Source organism: Bradyrhizobium sp., from assembly GCF_049519115.1.
In the GTDB taxonomy this organism is placed as follows: domain Bacteria; phylum Pseudomonadota; class Alphaproteobacteria; order Rhizobiales; family Xanthobacteraceae; genus Bradyrhizobium.
In genome coordinates, this window is sequence record NZ_JBEKRB010000051.1 from 42,652 (window position 1) to 60,023 (window position 17,372).

Sequence of the window (17,372 nt, forward strand, 5' to 3'; positions counted from 1 at the left end):
ACTCACTCCAGGGCGAACACGGCATCGACCTCGACCGCCGCGCCGTGTGGAAGATTAGCCACCCCGACAGCCGTACGGACATGATGGCCCTGCGCGCCGAACAGTTCATGCATAAGGTCGGAGGCGCCGTTGACGACTTGCGGGACGCTTGGAAACGTCGGTGTACAATTTACGAAGCCGCCGAGCCGCAAACAATAAGCTACGCGATTAAGCGAGCCGCCGCAGGCGAGCCTCAGCGCGGCGAGCAGGTTGAGCCCACAGATGCGCGCCGCCTGTTGAGCCTCGGCAAGCCCGTATTGTTCACCCACTTTGCCAACGAAGCGCACTTCGCCATTCCATTCGCAAACCTGACCGGCGAGATACACAAGCCCTTCGTGGCGGCGAAACGGCACGAAGTTCGCGATCGGGGTCGGCACATCAGGTAATTCGATGCCAAGCTTCGCCAGCCGCTCTTCCGCGGACTTGATGAATGAAGATTCGGTCATCGCTTATCTCTGGTCGGCGGCAACCAGCGCCTCCAGAATTGCAGCCGACTGCGTGACGAAACCGAACAGCAATTTGACATTGTAGAGTACGGCCTGGACGCAGTACTCGGGCGAGGTCGTAGCCGTTCCGTCCTCGATAAGGATCGTATCGTAACCGAGGAAGCTGGCGTCTTCGAGCGTTGTCATGACGCATTGATCCATGTTCACGCCACTGACGAACAAGGTCTTGATGCCCATATTACGCAACACCGCGTCCGTCTCAGTATCCCAGAACGCGCTGAAACGGTGCTTGATGATCTGGATGTCCGCCTCTCCTGGATTGATCTCATCCACAACCTGAGCGCCCCAGCTTCCTATCGCGATAACTTCCGACCGGGTGCCCGGCACAGGCTGAGCGATCCCGGGTTCATCGCCGCGCGGATTGTGGGCGTGGCGCAATGACGGGCTAATATTGAGCAGATCTTTGCGGACGCCCCAATTTACCCAAACGACGGGAATTTGATTTGTCCGGAACGCTTTGATCAGGGACGCGAGCGGCTGGATCGGCTTGCGGTTCGGGCTGATGTCAATGCCGCGGGAATCGAGCCAGCCCCCTCGGGTGCAGAAGTCATTCTGCATGTCGACGATCAGCAAGGCTGATTTGGCTGCATCGACGGTGATATTCTGCGGTTCGGCAGCGATGGCGAGCGGCCGAACCGGGGGTGCCGGCCGCGTCATGTCGACCGCGTCAGGCGTGACCTTCCAGGACTGGCTTGGGCTGGTCCCCATCTCGACGGGAACGGCTGGCTTGGCTGTCACGTTCATGGTTAGCCTCCTGACGCGGCGATGAGGTTTGTTCTATTTGGTTGCGCCCGTGATGCCTTTGACGAGGTAGTTCATGGTCTCAACCTGCTCCATCGAGAGTTTTTGGCCGGCGGGCACGACCACTGTACCATCCTGCTTAAGGATCGGTCCTTCCCAAATGGACTTCTTGCCGGCGTTGATCTCGGCTTTGAGTTTCAGAATATCAGCCTGGGCGGAAGCGGGAACGGCGGGACCGAAGGGATCAAGCACGACGTTCCCGGTCGAAAGATCGCCTCTGAGATTGGACGGCTTCCAGGCGCCGGCTTTGATCTGCTTGATCTCCTCCACCATCATCGGGCCCCAGTCCCAAGATATGCCGGTTAGCCATGCCTTCGGGGCACGGTCGTGAATATCGACGTCCTTGCCAATCATGTAGATCCCGCGTTTCTCGGCCGCCTGCGCGATCGTGATTGGGCTGTCGACTTGTTCGGCAATCACATCGATGCCGGCGTCGGCGAAAGCGTTGGTCGCTTCCGTTTCCTTCTGAGGCTCCCACCAACCGCCATTCCAAACGACCGTCGTAGTGATATTTGGGTTCACCGACTGGGCGCCCAGCGTAAACGCGTTCACCGAACGCATTAGTTGCGGGATCTGAAAGCCGCCTTGGAAGCCGAGCTTACCGCTCTTGCTTACATGAGCCGCGGCGACGCCTGCGAGATACATGCCCGCATCGCTGTCAGCCCAATAGGTACCGACGTTCTTCGACGTTTTAAGACCACCGGCGTGAAGGATGGTCACATCGGGGTGTTTCTCGCCAACCTTGATAGCGTAATCGAGATATCCGTAGGACGTTGCGAAGATGATCTTGTGGCCGCTGGCAATCAAGCGCTCCATCACCCGTTCAACTTCGGCGGTCTCCGGAATCAACTCAAACGAGGTCGTGGTGACGCCCGGCATGTTTTTCTCGACGTACTTGCGACCATTATCCATCGAAGTGTTGTAGCCGGCGTCGGCAGCTGGCCCGACATAAATGAAGCCAATCTTGTCTTCGGCAAACGCCGGATCCGCAAAGTTGAAGCCACCGATAATCGCTAGAGTGGAAAGAAACACGATCTTTTTCATGCGACGCTCCTCTGAGTAAGTAAACGTTTATTTACCTGAAGCAAGCACCATGCCACGAAGCCGGATCTTCCCGATCCATCTGAAAATGCAGAAAAAAGCGAAATGACCTGCCGCAGACAAAAGTAGAGAGCGGCCGAGACTTGCCGAACGTCTGGGCAGCCGTTGACCAAATTTACGACGGCTTGTGCTTGAGGAACCGCTCCAGCATTTCTTTGGCGTAGCGCTTGTGCTCCGCCTGCCAGTCGCCCTTAAGTATGTCCGACTTGAAAATGACCGATAGCGTAGGCGCGTTAGAACGGTGAAAGTAAGCGAAGCCGACCATCGCTACATATAGCTGGAGCGGGTCGATACCCCTCCGAAATTCAGCGGTTTTTTCGCCCTTCTTCAGCAACTGGCCAATCAACGAAATGAGCGGCGAGGCTACGACTGGCGTTTTCGAAGAACGTTTAAGAAATTTAGCGCGCTGAAGATTTTCGCCGCTAAGAATGTGAATTAGTTCAGGGTGTTGACCAAAATGCTCGTAGGTAAAGTCGAAAAGCTGCATGATGCCGTCCAGCGGACTGACATGCTCGACATCGAGCTTGAGTTCCTCTTGGCGCAGTTCGCCAAGGACATGCTCTAGCACGGCGACGTAGAGACCGTCCTTGCCGCTAAAGTAATGATATATCATCCGCGGATTGGCGCGCGATTTGCGACAGATAGTCGACACGCGCGCACCACTGTAGCCCTTCTCAGAAAATTCTGAGATTGCGATGCGCAGAATACGCTCGCGCGTTCCCGTGGAAACTTTCTCCAGCTTCTTTAACATTCACGTTTCAATACGTGCTTTAGCGAACTAGAGAAAGCGGTGGGACCAGACTTATTTTCGACTGCAACCTTTACGTCGCAGTCGTTATCGCAAAAGTCTCCGTCCGAAGTCTCCGAAAAACGGGAATATTCCCGTCACAGGCTGGAGACTTTCGAGAGATTCTCGCTAAAGTAGTGAACTTGCAGAGACAAAATTGGAGAGTCACAATGCAGAAACCCCCTTATTCTAAAGAGATTCCGTGGCGAAGTTGTAAACTATCTTAAGTTGAGTGAACTAGTTGGCTGGGGCGGGAGGATTCGAACCTCCGGGAGCTAGGACGCTAATCTGTTGAAATACAAAGAGTATCACGCGCATCAACTGCGGCAGTGATACACACTCGTGATACAATCGCAAGGCTCGAAATAAGCACAGTTTCGCGGATTGAAGTCGCCGTTAACGCGCGCGTGAAGGCCGCACTCGTTAGCACTGAATTGTGTATTTGACCGTCTGCAAATACTAACGACACAGCCTATTTTGCACGCATTAGCCAGCATTAGAGTTGGCGGGCTGCAGCTTCGGCAGTGTCATCCGGGCGCGTGTTGAATGCGATTTTTGCGCCAGGTGCTGCTTTATGGACGGCGTTGACCACCATCTCAAACAGGGTCAGGCTTTTTGGCGGAATCCTGAGGCCGCCACCGATCACCACGCAGTCATAGGCTGCCTCCTTTAGTGCTTTTTCGAGCATTGCGCGCCCAGCCTCATCGGGTGTGATCATGCAGGTGTCGCCTTGCCATCCGCGTTCTCCGATCTTCGCAACGGCGACGGCAATGCCGGCGTTGATCTTTTCCGCATCGAAACCTGGTGGCAAGGCGGGGTCGGAGAAGTCTACGGTTTCGGGCTTTTGGCCCACGAACAATATACGAGTCATGTGCTTTCTCCATTCATTCGGCTTTGATCGATAGTCGCGGACCTCTCTGAGCAGCGAAGATTCTGCCGAGGTCCTCGCGCGTGAGCGCGGCGGCAAAAGCCTTTTGCTTCGACGATCTGAGCAGTGGCGCGGGCTTGCCGCCAGCAGCGATGGCGTTAATGCTTTGGCTCCTGCCAAGCCTCAGTCACGGCACTTTCGCACGTGTCGCGCTCCATACCAGTCAATGACTGTTGTGGTCGGGACATGTTGCTCACCTTGGATCAGGTGGGAGCGCAAAACTCTCAGCCACCGGTAGATGCTGAAGCAGGACGGTGATGCGAAGAAGGTTTGCATATCTGGCCTTCCACGACCTGTATAAAAAAGAACACTTTCACGATAAATGCACGAATTTGGAAACTCGCAGACTTAGACGCGGGTCAAATACCGACACTTGCCCCCAAAGGAACGCATCCCGATCTTGGACCAACTCGGGAAAGACGGTCGAGGAACTTCGCTTTGGGGTCACACATGACAATGCCGCGAATGACATCCCCTTTGCTTGACTGTTCAACTGGGAGAGAAATCGACGTCGCCTTAGCTCTCGCCCGCGCTGCCTGGCCACTTTATGCGCCCTCCTGTTCAATTTTGCTCAATCATACGGTTGTAAAAAGATGTAAAAGCGCGGGTAAATAGAAGCCGCGGCTCGTTCGAGTGCGAGGAGTGCGACGGTGTCTGAATTGGTTTATTCATTCGGCGCGTTTGAACTCTTGCCGGCGCGTCAACAATTGCGCGAAAGCGGTCGTCCTCTCCTTGTCGGAAGTCGAGCGTTCGGATTGTTACAGGCCCTGCTCGAAGAGGCGGGTGAACTCGTAACGAAAGAACAACTGATAGCGAAAGTCTGGCCAGGAGTGTGGGTGGACGAAGCCAACCTGCGCGTTCACATAGGAGCGCTGAGAAAGGCGTTGGGTGACGGCCGTACTGGGCGGAGGTTTATCCTGAATGTTCCCGGCCGAGGCTATCGCTTCATCGAACCGGTTGTTAGAGATAGCAACGCTGCTATTTCACTGCCTGCGGACGTCGAGCCGACCAGAAATAATCTGCTTCCCGCGCCAATGCGGCTTGTGGGCAGATCGAATGCTATCGGCAACCTTTCTACGCAGCTTTCCCATCGTCGGTTGGTCACAATCGTGGGACCTGGAGGGATCGGAAAGACCAGCCTTGCGCTGGTTGTTGCAGAATCGTGGACGGATATAGCGACGAGGGTACGGGCTTTTGTCGACTTGAGCACCACAACGGATCCTGAACGAATTTGGGTGATTGCCGCCGTTGCGCTCGGCGCCGATTTTCCTTCGGAACCTCGCGCCCACGTTCTGAGGCGCGTTCGCGACGTGCCGACCCTGATTATTCTCGATAATTGCGAACATATGATAGAGGCCGCGGCCCGTTTTACGGAGACGGTCCTTAAAACCACAAATGGCACTCGTGTACTTGCGACAAGCCGCGAGCCACTGCGTATTCCCGATGAGTGGGTACATCGCCTCGCCCCACTGGACTATCCAGAAGAAAACGAAGGTGTCACAGCCAGCGATGCCTTAAAATACTCTGCCGTCGCGCTTTTCGTCGAGCGTGTCATTGCCAATCAGGATGGGTTTCATCTGAGCAACGCAGACGTTCCGGCAACTCTGGACATCTGTCGGCGGCTAGGCGGAATTCCGTTGGCACTCGAATTGGCGGCGGCAAGAGTGGACCTGTTCAGCCTGGCGCAGTTGGCGCAAGGTCTCAATGATCGCTTTGGGCTACTGACCCGAGGACGGCGCACGGCCTTTGCCCGGCATCAAACACTCAGAGGACTGCTTGAGTGGAGTTATCAACTGCTCTCGCCTGTGGAACAGTTGCTTTTGTGCCGGTTGTCTGTCTTCCCAACGACGTTCAATATCGTGGATGCTGCCGAAATGGCGCCAGGCGATGCCGCGGAGTCTGGCGCGTGCCTCGATGGCGTCACCAACCTCGTCGCGAAGTCGATGCTCACAGTCGATGTGAGCGGAGAGATCGCTAGGTACCGGTTTAACGAAACAACCCGAGCCTTTGCTCTAGAAGAACTTGATCGCTCCGGTAAAGCGGATGATGCCCATCTTTCGCTTGCCAACTATTTGCTGAACCAACTCGCATCTGTATCGGAGGCTGACGAAAGAGGAAGGTTCGAGCGGCTTGAACGTTGTCGTCAAAGCCTGAAAAACGTTCGCGCGAGTCTGGACTGGGCTCTCGGTCAGGCGCGAAACGTTTCTGTGGGACTGAATCTAGTCATAGCAGCGCTGCCGGTATGGCTGTCTCTATCACGCCTGGTTGAGAACCGAGATTTTCTCGAACTCGCACTTAAAGCGCTGATCCAGCAAGGCAAAAATCGTCGTCACGACGAGTTGGCGCTTGAAACTGCGATTGGGCTATCGTTCTACTACGGCACAGGCCCGACACCGGGGGTCATCGCTCATCTCGAGCGCGCGCTTTCCATTGCACGTAGCCTTTCGGAAAAGTCGCGGGAGCTAAGTATTCTCTGGATGCTTTACGGTGTCTCCGGAAACTGGGGGGACTACCAGGCAGCCATCGATTTCGCGAGCGATTACGCTCTGTCTGCACGAAACATGAATGAGCCTGCGGTCAAGCGCAAAAAGCACCGTATCCTTGCGCGGGCGTGGCACGATCTCGGCAATCACGCCGATGCTCTCCGGGAACTCGATCAGGTCTTCGCCAACTCCAATGATCTCACGGCTCCCGTTACTCTCAATGCCTACGAAATCGACGATATGACCGCCTCCCTCGCGATCCGATCTCGATTGCTGTGGATCAGTGGGCATGTCGATGATGCTCTGGCTGCCGCGGAAGAGTGCCTCCAGCACGGACTGAAAGTTGATCACGCTCAGACAATCTGCTGGGCACTCACATTCAATCTCTGCCCTGTTGCCATCTGGCGCGGCGACGTTGCGCTCGCTGGTCAGTTCGCATCCATCGCCTCCACGCAATCAGTAAAGACATTCGAGCACTGGCATGGATGGTCGCGCATGTACCGGATCGCTATTGGCGATCTGGAGATGGCCCAGCACTCGCCCGCGTTTCCGAAGTTATTTGCCGAGATGATCCCATCCCAAGAGGATCTTTTCGCTACCTTCAGCCCGACCTTCGCAAGCACCAGGCTTCTTGCACGCTCTCCGCCCGGCTCACCAACATGGTGCACGGCGGAACTGATGCGAATAGATGCAGAAATCGATCGACCGCACCGGGTGAAAGGTCAAAAGGAATTTCTGTTGCGCCGCGCCTACGAAGTCGCTGAAGCACAGGGCGCGCGTTCATGGCAATTGCGATTGGCGACCAGCATCGCCCACCTGAAGCGAAATGAAGACGACGCGCCCTCCGCGCGTGAGGTTCTCGAGCCGGTCCTTGCCTTGTTTAAACAAGGACACCAAACCACCGATTTGAAAATCGCGTCTGAGCTCATTGCCGGGCTTCCGTCCTAAAGAATAATAGCCCAAGGCTCCTATCTCGTTCTGATCGAATCCAAGCGAACCCGATTTTCTCGGGTTTCCGCTTCGGCGTGTCGCGTGAAATTCTTCACCGACACGACAGAAGCTATGATTTTACTCCCTTTTACACCCTTTAATTGGCGTTCTTGTCCGCTCCGGCCGATGCTTCTTCCACGTTTTGAGGAGCGTTGGGTGCCAGTTGGCAACTCTGACATCCAGAGACGATCGGAAAGTCCAGCCGCCAGCGCTTATCAATCCGCACGATCACGGTCGATCGTGTCGGGGTTCCACCAAAGATTCTCGAAGAGGAAAAACGGATGAACGACCTTTTGACTATGGCTCTCGATGCCCACGGCGGCCTCGACCGTTGGAACGATTTCACGACGCTCAAGGCCGAACTGTCAGTCGACGGCGCTATTTGGTACGCAAAGCAGCAGCCGGGGCTACTCACCGACAAGATTTTTGAGATCGACACCCACAGCGAGCGGTTGACGATCACGCCTTTTACAGCGCCCGACCGTCGAAGTGTATTCGTACCCGACCGGTTGGTGCTCGAGTCGCTGGATGGAACCGTCGTCGAGAGCCGCGACGATCCTGAGGCAGCCTACGCGGGCCAGACGTTCGAAACGCCGTGGGACAAATTCCACGTCGCCTATTTCGCGAGCGAGGCGCTGTGGACCTACCTCACCTTGCCCTTCCTCTACACCTATCCCGGCTTCGAAAGCGAGGAGATCGAGCCCTGGCGCGAGAATGGCGAGGTGTGGCGTCGCCTGAAGGTCACCTTCCCTGATCATATTGCCAGCCACAACAAGACACAGATCACGCATTTCGGCCCCGATGGTCTGATGCGTCGGCATGACTATACGGTCGACATTCTGGGCGGCGCGACCGGTGCGAATTACACCACCAACTACAGGAATTTTCAGGGCATCAAGATGCCGACCACGCGCCGGATCTACGCCTATGACACAGCGATGCAGAAGGTACCCGAGCCGCTGCTCGTTTCGCTCGACTTCGGCGACCTGACTTTCAGCTAACCTGCCCCTGACCCGCAAAGATGCTTAGCTCGCAAAGGGAACACGGAAATGCCAAAGACGATCGAAGAGACCAACAAAGCACTGGTCCTTGAAGCATTCGATGCGCTCTTCAACAAGCGAGACTACCAGGCTGCCGAGCGATATTGGTCGCCGAAATACAGTCAACACAGCGCCCATATCGCACCGGGACGCGACGGCCTCTTCAATCTTATCAAAAGCGCACCTTCGACGCTGCGATATCAACACGGTGCCATCGTGAGTGAAAAGCACCTTGCGATCGTCCACGGTCGATTTTCGGGTCATGGGAGACCGCGTAGTTGGATCGCTGCCGACGTCGTGCGCATCGCTGATGGCCTGCGTGCGGAGCATTGGGACGTCCTGCAGGACGAAGCGACCAACGCAGAGTCGCAAAGCGGTCTGCCCATGTTCGGCACGGAGTTTCCTGCATAACGGCCGCACGCTGTTAGGTCGGAAGAGTGAACATCTTTAGCTAGACCGCGGACGCCATAGCACTTGGCTAACGCTCGTTTCTTGGAAAGTTATAATCATGTCCAACGATATTCTCTTCAAGCCGCTCAAGCTCGGCGCCCTTAACCTTCCCAACCGGATCGTCATGCCGGCACTGACCCGCATGCGAGCCGGCCCTGGTGGCGTGCCCAACGCCCTGAACGCTGAATATTACGGTCAGCGCGCCTCCGCCGGGCTAAATATCACAGAGGCCACCGCCATCAGTGTTCAAGGCCACGGCTACCCGCAGATGCCTGGGATCCACTCCTCGGAACAGATCGAGGGCTGGCGGCTCGTAACCTCAGCGGTACATGCGCAGGGCGGACGCTTCGTGCTGCAAATCGTACACCATGGCCGCTGGTCGCACTCTTCCTACAATCCCGACGGAAGTCTGCCTGTCGCGCCATCGGCGATCACACCGCCTGGCAATGCCTATACGATAACATCTGAACAAGTCCCCTATGAGACGCCTCGGGCGCTGGAAACAAGCGAACTTCCATCGATCGTCGCCGATTTTCGCCAAGCCGCCAAGAATGCGCGCGCCGCCGGGTTCGACGCCGTCGAAATCCACGGCGCCAACGGCTTCCTTCTCGACCAGTTTTTGCAGGACGGCAGCAACAAGCGCGAGGACGCTTATGGTGGAAACATCGAGAACCGCACAAGACTCCTGCTTGAGGTGGTTGATGGCATCGCTGACGACATCGGCAGGGATCGGGTCGGGGTTCGCCTCTCGCCGCACGGTAATCTCGGCGGCCTCAGCGACAGCGATACCGTGCCTCATTTCGGCTACGTGATATCTGAACTCAGCAAGCGCGATCTCGCCTACCTGCACTTGATCGAGCCTCGCGCCTCATCCGCTGGGATCGCTGACGACGCGAGTATCGACAGTGCCGACAACGCCACTCTGTTCCGGCACCTGTACCATGGCCCGGTTATCACCGCCGGCGGGTACACCCCCGAAATGGGCGTTGTGGCAGTTGAGCGCGGCTTGGCCGATGCCGTCGCCTTCGGTCGGATGTTCATCGCTAACCCGGATTTACCCGAGCGCATACGGGCTGGCATGCCGCTGAACGCGTTTGACCGGTCGACCTCGTATGGCGGCGGCGCGCACGGATACACCGACTATCCGGCGCTTCGCGCCACTACTGCCAGTGCGGCGTAACAGTGCATCTTTTCGATGGAGTTTCTCATGACTGCAAACGTTGAAAAAGTCACGGCCGGCGACCCGCCGGGCCACGCCTGGTTCGAGATCGTAAGGCGTCCAACGGAGGAAGCGTTTGCGGCCGCGTTCGCGAGTGATGTCATCCTCGACACATCGATCGCCAGCCAACCGATTGTCGGTCCCGAGGGAGTATGGCATTTCTTCGAAGCGTCACGCTCCATGTACGATACCATTCGTTTCACCCATGAGACGAGTGCGGGATTGCGTACGTGCCTCGAATGGGAAGGAAAATTCCTGGGGAGCGATATCGCCGGAACGACGATCCTGGCGTTCGATGCCGCCGGAGCCATCGAGAATATCCAGCTCTTTCACCGGCCTTACGAGCAGGTGATTGCATATTCCGCCGAGCTTGGGCGCCGCCTGAGAGGCAAGATCGATTCGTCAGTTTTTGGAGAGCGGTGATGGTGATTCGCCTTCCGTTGATCCATCCATCGGCGCTCGATCCGATTCAGAAAGACCTCTACGACGATATGCGCGCCGGTATCGCGAGTGGATTCAGCGCGTTCAGCACCGCGCTCGATGACGGGTCTATGATCGGGCCATGGAACGCCTCACTGCATCATCCCGCGGTCGGGAAAGCTTCTTGGGAACTGACCAAGGCGGTTAACGCACTTGCGACGTTGCCCGCCAACGTCAAAGAAGTCGCGATCCTGGTTGTCGGCGGCTTCCATCAAGCGCTTTACGAGATCTACGCTCATACCGCCGTGGCTGAGCGGCTAGGCATGTCGGCCGCCAAGATATCGACGCTGGTTGCAAACGAGAAGCCTTCTGAACTCTCCGATGACGAAGGTATCGCGTTCGACGTGGCCTATTTGCTTTGCAGAGGTGGTCCGTTGCCGGAAGCGACCTGGCGTCGTGCCGTTGCTGCCTTCGGCGACCTGGGCGCAGCGCAGCTCGTCTACCTCGTCGGGGTTTATGCCTTTGTTTCGACCTCGCTTAACGGCTTCGATGTCACGGCGCCCTTGTCCCCTAGGGAACGGGTTGAGGCCGGCACGGCCTTATCATGAGATTTCAAGTCGCATCTCGGTGCGCGGACAGCCGACCGGCGCCGATTCCATTTCGAAAGAACCGCCGGCGGCTGCCGGCTCAAAGGAAAGACTCCATGACCAATATCAGTGCCCCGCTATCCGCTGCTGCTTCGCCCATCGCGCTGGCAGGCGCCTCCGACATGGCGGCCCCTGCGAAGACCATTGTGCTGGTCCACGGCGCCTTCGCCGATGGCTCGGGCTGGAAACCAGTCGCCGACATCCTTATCAAGGACGGCTATAAGGTAGCCATCGTGCAACAACCGATGACTTCGCTCGAGGACGATGTTGCAGCGACCGGCCGTATCCTCGATCGTCAAGACGGATCTGTGGTCTTGGTCGCGCACAGCTATGGCGGCGCCGTCATCACCGAGGCCGGAAACCACCCGAAAGTAACCGCGCTCGTTTACGTTGCCGCCTTTGCCCCCGATACGGGCGAGGTTCTTGGCGGGTTGCTTGAGAAGACCCCGTCCGCTTCGACGGGAATTGCACCGTCCAAGGATGGTTTCCTATTTCTGGATCCGGCCGTCTACGCCGCCGATTTTGCTGGCGACTTGCCGAAGGCAGAAGGAGAGTTCCTCGCGTTGTCGCAAATGCCCGTTGCCGCCAAGGCTTTTGGTACAGCGATCAGCCAGCAGCCAGCCTGGAAGGTGAAGCCCACTTTTGCAATCGTCTCCACCCAGGATCGGATGATCAATCCCGACCTGGAGCGGTCGATGTACAAGCGTGCAAAGGCGCATGTGACCGAAATCAAGGCCAGCCATGCCGTCTTCCTGTCCCAACCCCGCGCGGTGGCGAACGTTATCGTGGAAGCCGCGCGATACACCAGCTAGGCAACGGACGGCGGCTTGCCGAACTTACCGTCGTCAAGCCGTCCCGTAGCATGTTCGAGACAAGCGACGAGCAGGATTGCCTGTGCGGGTCCAGGCTCACACGGAACGGGAGCCTCAATGAAGCCAGATCCAACGCGCTACGCACTGACACGTCGACATCTGCTCGGCCAAGCAGTTACTGCCGGTGCCGCGCTGGTAACCGCGCCTGCCTGGGCAGAAACGCTGGTCCATCTGCGGTTGCCGGGCGGTCCCGACGCAAGGTCGATGACAACGGACTTTCCGCAGAAGGGCTCGATGATTCTGCAGCGCTCGCGCCCACCCCTGCTCGAAACGCCTTTTGAGGTCTTCGACAAAGGCGTCTTCACGCCGAACGACCAGTTCTATGTCCGCTGGCATTGGGCGGTGATCCCCACGGAGGTCGACGTCGATAAATTCCGACTAGCGGTGCGTGGCCATGTGAACCAGGTGCTGTCCCTATCAATCAAGGATATCCTCAGCCTCCCGCGTGTCGAGATCGCGGCGGTCAATCAGTGCTCAGGCAATTCGCGAGGCTTTTTTCAACCCCGTGTCGCCGGCGGTGAATGGGCAAATGGCGCGATGGGAAATGCCCGCTGGACGGGGGTTCGCCTCAAGGACGTGCTCGACCGTGCCGGCATCAAGGCCGGTGCCGTTCAGGTGCGGCTCAACGGATTGGACGAACCGGTGGTTTCAGGCGCGCCTGACTTCAAGAAGTCGCTGGACATCGATCACGCGCGCGACGGCGAGGTCATGATCGCCTATGCAATGAACGGGGAGCAGCTGCCGCTTCTCAACGGATTTCCGTTGCGACTGGTCGTGCCCGGCTGGTATGCCACCTATTGGGTGAAGGCGATCAGCGACATCGAGGTCCTTGACCAACCCGACGACAATTTCTGGACCAAGACCGCCTATACCATCCCCGACACGCCGCGTGCTGACATGAAGCCCGGCCAGACTGGCGTCAAAATGGTGCCGATCAACAAGATGGTGCCGCGATCGTTCATCACAAACATCAGATCCGGGGAGACCGTGCGGCCAAATCAATCGACGCTGGTCAGAGGCATCGCGTTCGGCGGCGATACCGGCGTGGCAGGTGTCGATCTGTCAAGCGACGGCGGCAGGAACTGGCAGGCGACCACGCTTGGCAAGGACGAGGGCAAGTTCAGTTTCCGGCAGTGGCAGGCTCAGGTCACCTTGCGGTCCGGCGGCAACTACACACTGATGACTCGCTGCACCAACAGCAACGGCGTAGCGCAACCCGACCAGGCGAATTGGAATCCGTCGGGGTTTATGCGCAACGTCATCGAAGCAACGCCCGTCGTCGTGGCCTGAGGAGATCGCCGATGTCGCGCATGATATTTACCCTTGCACTGGTAAGCGCCGCCGCAATACAGATCGCCGCTTATGCCCAATCGCCGCTGACGCTCAAATCGGTGTCGATTGATCTGCCGGATCGCAGCACGATGTTTTCCGGTCCTGGGTCAGACGTCGTCAACGACAACTGCCTGGCCTGTCACTCGGCCGGTATGGTGCTCAACCAACCAGCGTTGCCCACGGCGACGTGGCAAGCCGAAGCCGAAAAGATGATCCACATATTCAAAGCTCCGGTGGACGAGAAAGATGTCCCGGCGATTGTCGAATATCTGACACGCACCAAAGGTACCAAATAAAGCGAACTGAATTTCTTGCAAATCCAGCGGATTTCAGGCCGCGCAGCGCCACTGCTCGCCGCCCTTCAGTCCGAAGCTTAATCGAAAAGTCGCAAATAGGGAGATTCTCACATGCGCTTGCCAGTTATTTCGCCCGCTACTTTGAATCTGGACCAGAAAGCCCTCTACGACGATATGCGAAAGGGAATCGCCGCAAATTTCCAGGGGTTTATCAATGTGCGAGACGATGGGGCTTTACTGGGACCATGGAATCCCTGGTTGCACGAACCGCAATTCGGTAAACCTGTTTGGGAGTTGACTAAAGCGATGGTGACCCAGCCATCCTTACCGGCGGCGGTCCGCGAAGTCGCTATTCTCGTAACAGGAGCACATTTTCGGTCAGCTTACGAACTTTATGCCCACGTGATCGTCGCCGAGCATCGCGGACTGTCGGATGACAAGTTGGCGACTATTGTTGCGGGCCAGCGCCCCGTTGATCTCTCGCGGGAGGAAGCCGTCGCCTATGACTTCGCCTCGGCCCTCGTCAACGGTGGAGTTCTACCCGAACTGACATACCGTGCGGCAGTCCAGCAATTTGGGCAACATGGTGCCGCTGAACTGTCCTACCTCGTCGGATTGTATTGCCTGGTTTCGGTGACTTTGAACACATTCGACGTACCGGTTCCCGAATCCTGAATTCGGCAAAATCGAGCGGCTGCCGTTTTTGTGCGACACGTTCGCGGTGATCGGCGTTGTCTTGGCTTCGGCCGCTATATCGATCTTTCTCACACGCCACGTAAGTGCTCGCCACTAGCCGAATTGAGCATTGAGCCCGAGCTCCGCAACGGGGCCACCGTGTGCGCATCGATCCCGACAACTGGAAAACCCACCGTGGGTAAGGAGACAGAAAATGCTGACCGACTCAAACATCACGCCGGTCCTTGTTACTGGCGCAACAGGCAGACAAGGAGGTAGTGGCCGAGCCGTGGTGGAAACTCTCATCCAGCACGGATGCAGCGTTCGAGCGCTGGTGCGCAGTCTCGATCAAAGAGCGGACGTCTTGAAGAAAATGGGTGCCGAGGTCGTCGTTGGTGATTTCATGAAATACGCAAGCATTGTTGCTGCGCTTGATGGTGTGAAGTCCGCCTATTTCTGCTATCCCGTCGCGCCGGGCCTCACGGAGGCGGCGGGCCTTTTTGCAGCTGCTGGCCGGAAGCAAGGCCTCCAGAACGTCGTTGACCTGTCGCTTGCTTCGTCGCGTCCAGATAGTCCGAGTCCGCAAGGCCGCGCCCAATGGGTTTCCGAGCAGATTTTCGAATGGGCCGGATTTTCAGGCGTGCATCTTCGTATCGCGGCATTCTTTATGGAAAATGTGGCGCTGATCGACGGTCCTGGCATCCGCGCCGACGCACGTATCGCCAACTCGTTCGGCGATCTCCCTCTACCATGGATTTCGGGTGAAGATGTCGGAGCGCTCGCGGCAAACATTCTACTGAATCCGAAACTGGCTTCGACACGTGCAATTTATGCTGGCGGCGTGGAGCGTCTGACGTATGCCCAGGTCGCGGACACCGTCAGCTCAATTTCCGGACTCGCGGTCCGATATGAGGAATTGACGCCTGAGGCCTGGCACGCGGAGCTAGTAGCTGCATCGGCGAAGGCTGGCGAGGCAAATGTTCGCGGTGCAGACCACCTCGTCGCACAATCAGTGGCTTTGCGCGCAAATCCGATTCCAAGAATTCCTGATCATGTGCTCGAGTTTACTGGCCGAGCACCACTTTCGTTCACAAAGTATGTCGCAGCGCAGGGCGCGACCCTGATGCCGAAAGCTTAGGAGCGATTCTGACATCGTGAGACCGAACGCCTTAGCGGTTTCGAGATTGATGACTAGCTCGAATTTGGTTGAAGGCTCGATCGGGAGTTCGCTTGGGCGCCCACCCCGGAGAATTGTATCGATCAATAAACAAAGGACGGACAATGAAGCAAGCTACCTTACGACCAGAATCGTACACGAAGAAGGTAGCACTCGTCCTTCAAGGCGGGGGCGCCCTGGGAAGCTATCAGGCCGGCGTTTACGAGGCGCTCGCCTCATCGGACTATACGCCGGGCTGGGTGGCCGGGATCTCGATCGGCGCAATCAATGCCGCTTTGATCGCCGGCAATTCACCTCAAACCCGCGTCGAAAAGCTGCGCGAGTTTTGGCGCGCGATCACGACGCCCGCGAGTTGGGCCGTACCGGCTTCCGGTCTCTTTAACGGAGCGGATCTGCCATTCGACCTCGCAAAGAAATTTAGCGCGATGCATACGCTGCTTCTCGGCCAGGCAAACTTCTTCGAACCGCGAAAGCCAGCCGACTGGTGGTTCGGCGGGACGCCGACCAGCTACTACGACACGAACTCGCTCAAATCCACATTGGAGCGGCTTGTGGATTTCGACCGCATCAATGCCAAGGAAATTCGCTTCAGCGTCGGAGCCGTAAACGTCAGGACGGGCAATTTTGTATACTTCGACAACGCGGAGATCGAGATCCGGCCGGAGCACATCCTTGCAAGCGGCGCGCTTCCGCCGGCCTTTCCCGCCGTGGAAATCGATGGCGAGCACTATTGGGACGGCGGACTGGTATCCAATACGCCGCTACAACACGTGATCGAGTATTACCCGCGCCGCAGCCATCTCATCTTCCAGGTGGACCTTTTCCCCGCCCGAGGAGCCCTACCCAAGAATTTGAACGACGTGGGCGAGCGTGACAAGGACATCCGCTACTCCAGCCGAACGCGGGCTGTTACGGACAGATTGCGGAGGGAGCACGATCTGCGCCACAGCATCAATATGCTTTGGGAGAAGCTACCCGACGATCTAAGAAACGGCCCGGAAACCGCCTTGCTCGATGAATTCCGCTGCGTGACCACAATGGACATTGTTGAACTGATTTATCGTCCGGAGCACGCCCTAGGACAATCGAAGGACTACGAATTCGACCGGCCGACAATGGAGCTTCGTTGGGCGCAAGGTCTATCCGATGCTCGTGAAACCTTGACGGCAGCGCCGTGGCTGGAACCGATGCCGCCGGAGTTGGGAGCGCGCACGTTCGACGTTCGCGTGAGCGGCCCGATAGGTGAGGACCCTGACGCGGAAAAGAACAGGAAGACAACAGCCCGTTCAGAATGAAAATCTGCCAGATTCGATGAGCAGCTGATTGTTGGGGGCGGGAGGATTCGAACCTCCGCGAGCTGGGATGCTAATCCGTTGAAATACAACGAGTATCACGCGCAGTGACTGCGGCAGTGATACACACTCGTGATACAATCGCAAGAGGCGTAGGGGCCGACCAAACGCCGAGGACTAAAGCCGCCTCAGTGGGCTGAAGTGGACCCCGGAAATAAGACCAAAAGTTAAGGTGTGAAGCGTCCTGCTCTGTCACAACCGATGGAGCACGTATATGACCAAGTCACGCAAGAAGTTTGATGCCGTATTCAAGGCCA

At 57.2% G+C, this 17,372-nt stretch carries 17 protein-coding genes; 12 read left to right on the forward strand and 5 right to left on the reverse strand.

What is annotated here, in order from left to right:
• Positions 1 to 2: 2 nt before the first annotated feature.
• The 5 genes from ABSE61_RS28910 to ABSE61_RS28930 form a co-directional block, all read right to left on the reverse strand.
• Positions 3 to 485, reverse strand: a complete 483-nt coding sequence (locus tag ABSE61_RS28910; protein ID WP_423874574.1) for a RidA family protein — start codon at positions 483 to 485, stop codon at positions 3 to 5.
• 3 nt (positions 486 to 488) lie between these two features.
• The gene (locus ABSE61_RS28915; protein WP_423874575.1) at positions 489 to 1,289 is read right to left on the reverse strand and encodes a cysteine hydrolase family protein; all 801 of its coding nucleotides are present in this window, start codon (positions 1,287 to 1,289) and stop codon (positions 489 to 491) included.
• Positions 1,290 to 1,322: 33 nt separating this feature from the next.
• Positions 1,323 to 2,390: a BMP family ABC transporter substrate-binding protein gene (locus ABSE61_RS28920; RefSeq protein WP_423874576.1), complete on the reverse strand. Its 1,068-nt coding sequence runs from the start codon at positions 2,388 to 2,390 to the stop codon at positions 1,323 to 1,325.
• A gap of 172 nt (positions 2,391 to 2,562) precedes the next feature.
• On the reverse strand, positions 2,563 to 3,198 hold the full coding sequence (locus ABSE61_RS28925; RefSeq protein WP_423874577.1) for a TetR/AcrR family transcriptional regulator: 636 nt from the start codon (positions 3,196 to 3,198) through the stop codon (positions 2,563 to 2,565).
• Positions 3,199 to 3,730: 532 nt separating this feature from the next.
• Positions 3,731 to 4,282 (reverse strand): hypothetical protein, encoded by a 552-nt coding sequence (locus ABSE61_RS28930; RefSeq protein WP_423874578.1) that lies wholly within the window; start codon positions 4,280 to 4,282, stop codon positions 3,731 to 3,733.
• A 530-nt stretch (positions 4,283 to 4,812) separates the two neighbouring features.
• Here ABSE61_RS28930 and ABSE61_RS28935 point away from each other — a divergent pair.
• From ABSE61_RS28935 to ABSE61_RS28990, 12 genes are all read left to right on the forward strand, one after another.
• Positions 4,813 to 7,593, forward strand: coding sequence for an ATP-binding protein (locus ABSE61_RS28935; RefSeq protein ID WP_423874579.1), 2,781 nt, complete (start codon positions 4,813 to 4,815; stop codon positions 7,591 to 7,593).
• 323 nt (positions 7,594 to 7,916) lie between these two features.
• Positions 7,917 to 8,636 (forward strand): hypothetical protein, encoded by a 720-nt coding sequence (locus tag ABSE61_RS28940; RefSeq protein ID WP_423874580.1) that lies wholly within the window; start codon positions 7,917 to 7,919, stop codon positions 8,634 to 8,636.
• A gap of 48 nt (positions 8,637 to 8,684) precedes the next feature.
• Positions 8,685 to 9,086 (forward strand): nuclear transport factor 2 family protein, encoded by a 402-nt coding sequence (locus tag ABSE61_RS28945; RefSeq protein WP_423874581.1) that lies wholly within the window; start codon positions 8,685 to 8,687, stop codon positions 9,084 to 9,086.
• A 97-nt stretch (positions 9,087 to 9,183) separates the two neighbouring features.
• Positions 9,184 to 10,305, forward strand: a complete 1,122-nt coding sequence (locus ABSE61_RS28950) for an alkene reductase (protein WP_423874582.1) — start codon at positions 9,184 to 9,186, stop codon at positions 10,303 to 10,305.
• A 27-nt stretch (positions 10,306 to 10,332) separates the two neighbouring features.
• Positions 10,333 to 10,767 carry a hypothetical protein gene (locus ABSE61_RS28955; RefSeq protein ID WP_423874583.1) on the forward strand — a complete coding sequence of 145 codons (435 nt, stop codon included), beginning with the start codon at positions 10,333 to 10,335 and terminating at the stop codon, positions 10,765 to 10,767.
• Positions 10,767 to 11,372 carry a carboxymuconolactone decarboxylase family protein gene (locus ABSE61_RS28960; protein WP_423874584.1) on the forward strand — a complete coding sequence of 202 codons (606 nt, stop codon included), beginning with the start codon at positions 10,767 to 10,769 and terminating at the stop codon, positions 11,370 to 11,372. Before ABSE61_RS28955 ends, ABSE61_RS28960 begins: the two co-directional genes overlap by 1 nt.
• 95 nt (positions 11,373 to 11,467) lie before the next feature.
• On the forward strand, positions 11,468 to 12,223 hold the full coding sequence (locus ABSE61_RS28965) for an alpha/beta fold hydrolase (RefSeq protein ID WP_423874585.1): 756 nt from the start codon (positions 11,468 to 11,470) through the stop codon (positions 12,221 to 12,223).
• Between the two features lie 117 nt (positions 12,224 to 12,340).
• On the forward strand, positions 12,341 to 13,573 hold the full coding sequence (locus ABSE61_RS28970) for a molybdopterin-dependent oxidoreductase (protein WP_423874586.1): 1,233 nt from the start codon (positions 12,341 to 12,343) through the stop codon (positions 13,571 to 13,573).
• Positions 13,574 to 13,584: 11 nt separating this feature from the next.
• On the forward strand, positions 13,585 to 13,911 hold the full coding sequence (locus ABSE61_RS28975; protein ID WP_423874587.1) for a c-type cytochrome: 327 nt from the start codon (positions 13,585 to 13,587) through the stop codon (positions 13,909 to 13,911).
• Positions 13,912 to 14,022: 111 nt separating this feature from the next.
• Positions 14,023 to 14,586 carry a carboxymuconolactone decarboxylase family protein gene (locus tag ABSE61_RS28980; RefSeq protein WP_423874588.1) on the forward strand — a complete coding sequence of 188 codons (564 nt, stop codon included), beginning with the start codon at positions 14,023 to 14,025 and terminating at the stop codon, positions 14,584 to 14,586.
• A gap of 214 nt (positions 14,587 to 14,800) precedes the next feature.
• Positions 14,801 to 15,724, forward strand: coding sequence for an NmrA family NAD(P)-binding protein (locus ABSE61_RS28985; protein WP_423874589.1), 924 nt, complete (start codon positions 14,801 to 14,803; stop codon positions 15,722 to 15,724).
• Between the two features lie 143 nt (positions 15,725 to 15,867).
• Positions 15,868 to 17,058 (forward strand): DUF3734 domain-containing protein, encoded by a 1,191-nt coding sequence (locus ABSE61_RS28990; protein ID WP_423874590.1) that lies wholly within the window; start codon positions 15,868 to 15,870, stop codon positions 17,056 to 17,058.
• The last annotated feature ends 314 nt before the right edge of the window (positions 17,059 to 17,372 follow it).

What these genes read in the sequence shown, in the direction of transcription:
- ABSE61_RS28910 (WP_423874574.1), bottom strand. Translation starts at nt 485, where the DNA reads ATGACCGAATCTTCATTCATCAAGTCCGCGGAAGAGCGGCTGGCGAAG.
- ABSE61_RS28915 (WP_423874575.1), bottom strand. Translation starts at nt 1,289, where the DNA reads ATGAACGTGACAGCCAAGCCAGCCGTTCCCGTCGAGATGGGGACCAGC.
- ABSE61_RS28920 (WP_423874576.1), bottom strand. Translation starts at nt 2,390, where the DNA reads ATGAAAAAGATCGTGTTTCTTTCCACTCTAGCGATTATCGGTGGCTTC.
- ABSE61_RS28925 (WP_423874577.1), bottom strand. Translation starts at nt 3,198, where the DNA reads ATGTTAAAGAAGCTGGAGAAAGTTTCCACGGGAACGCGCGAGCGTATT.
- ABSE61_RS28940 (WP_423874580.1), top strand. Translation starts at nt 7,917, where the DNA reads ATGAACGACCTTTTGACTATGGCTCTCGATGCCCACGGCGGCCTCGAC.
- ABSE61_RS28945 (WP_423874581.1), top strand. Translation starts at nt 8,685, where the DNA reads ATGCCAAAGACGATCGAAGAGACCAACAAAGCACTGGTCCTTGAAGCA.
- ABSE61_RS28950 (WP_423874582.1), top strand. Translation starts at nt 9,184, where the DNA reads ATGTCCAACGATATTCTCTTCAAGCCGCTCAAGCTCGGCGCCCTTAAC.
- ABSE61_RS28955 (WP_423874583.1), top strand. Translation starts at nt 10,333, where the DNA reads ATGACTGCAAACGTTGAAAAAGTCACGGCCGGCGACCCGCCGGGCCAC.
- ABSE61_RS28960 (WP_423874584.1), top strand. Translation starts at nt 10,767, where the DNA reads ATGGTGATTCGCCTTCCGTTGATCCATCCATCGGCGCTCGATCCGATT.
- ABSE61_RS28965 (WP_423874585.1), top strand. Translation starts at nt 11,468, where the DNA reads ATGACCAATATCAGTGCCCCGCTATCCGCTGCTGCTTCGCCCATCGCG.
- ABSE61_RS28970 (WP_423874586.1), top strand. Translation starts at nt 12,341, where the DNA reads ATGAAGCCAGATCCAACGCGCTACGCACTGACACGTCGACATCTGCTC.
- ABSE61_RS28975 (WP_423874587.1), top strand. Translation starts at nt 13,585, where the DNA reads ATGTCGCGCATGATATTTACCCTTGCACTGGTAAGCGCCGCCGCAATA.
- ABSE61_RS28980 (WP_423874588.1), top strand. Translation starts at nt 14,023, where the DNA reads ATGCGCTTGCCAGTTATTTCGCCCGCTACTTTGAATCTGGACCAGAAA.
- ABSE61_RS28985 (WP_423874589.1), top strand. Translation starts at nt 14,801, where the DNA reads ATGCTGACCGACTCAAACATCACGCCGGTCCTTGTTACTGGCGCAACA.
- ABSE61_RS28990 (WP_423874590.1), top strand. Translation starts at nt 15,868, where the DNA reads ATGAAGCAAGCTACCTTACGACCAGAATCGTACACGAAGAAGGTAGCA.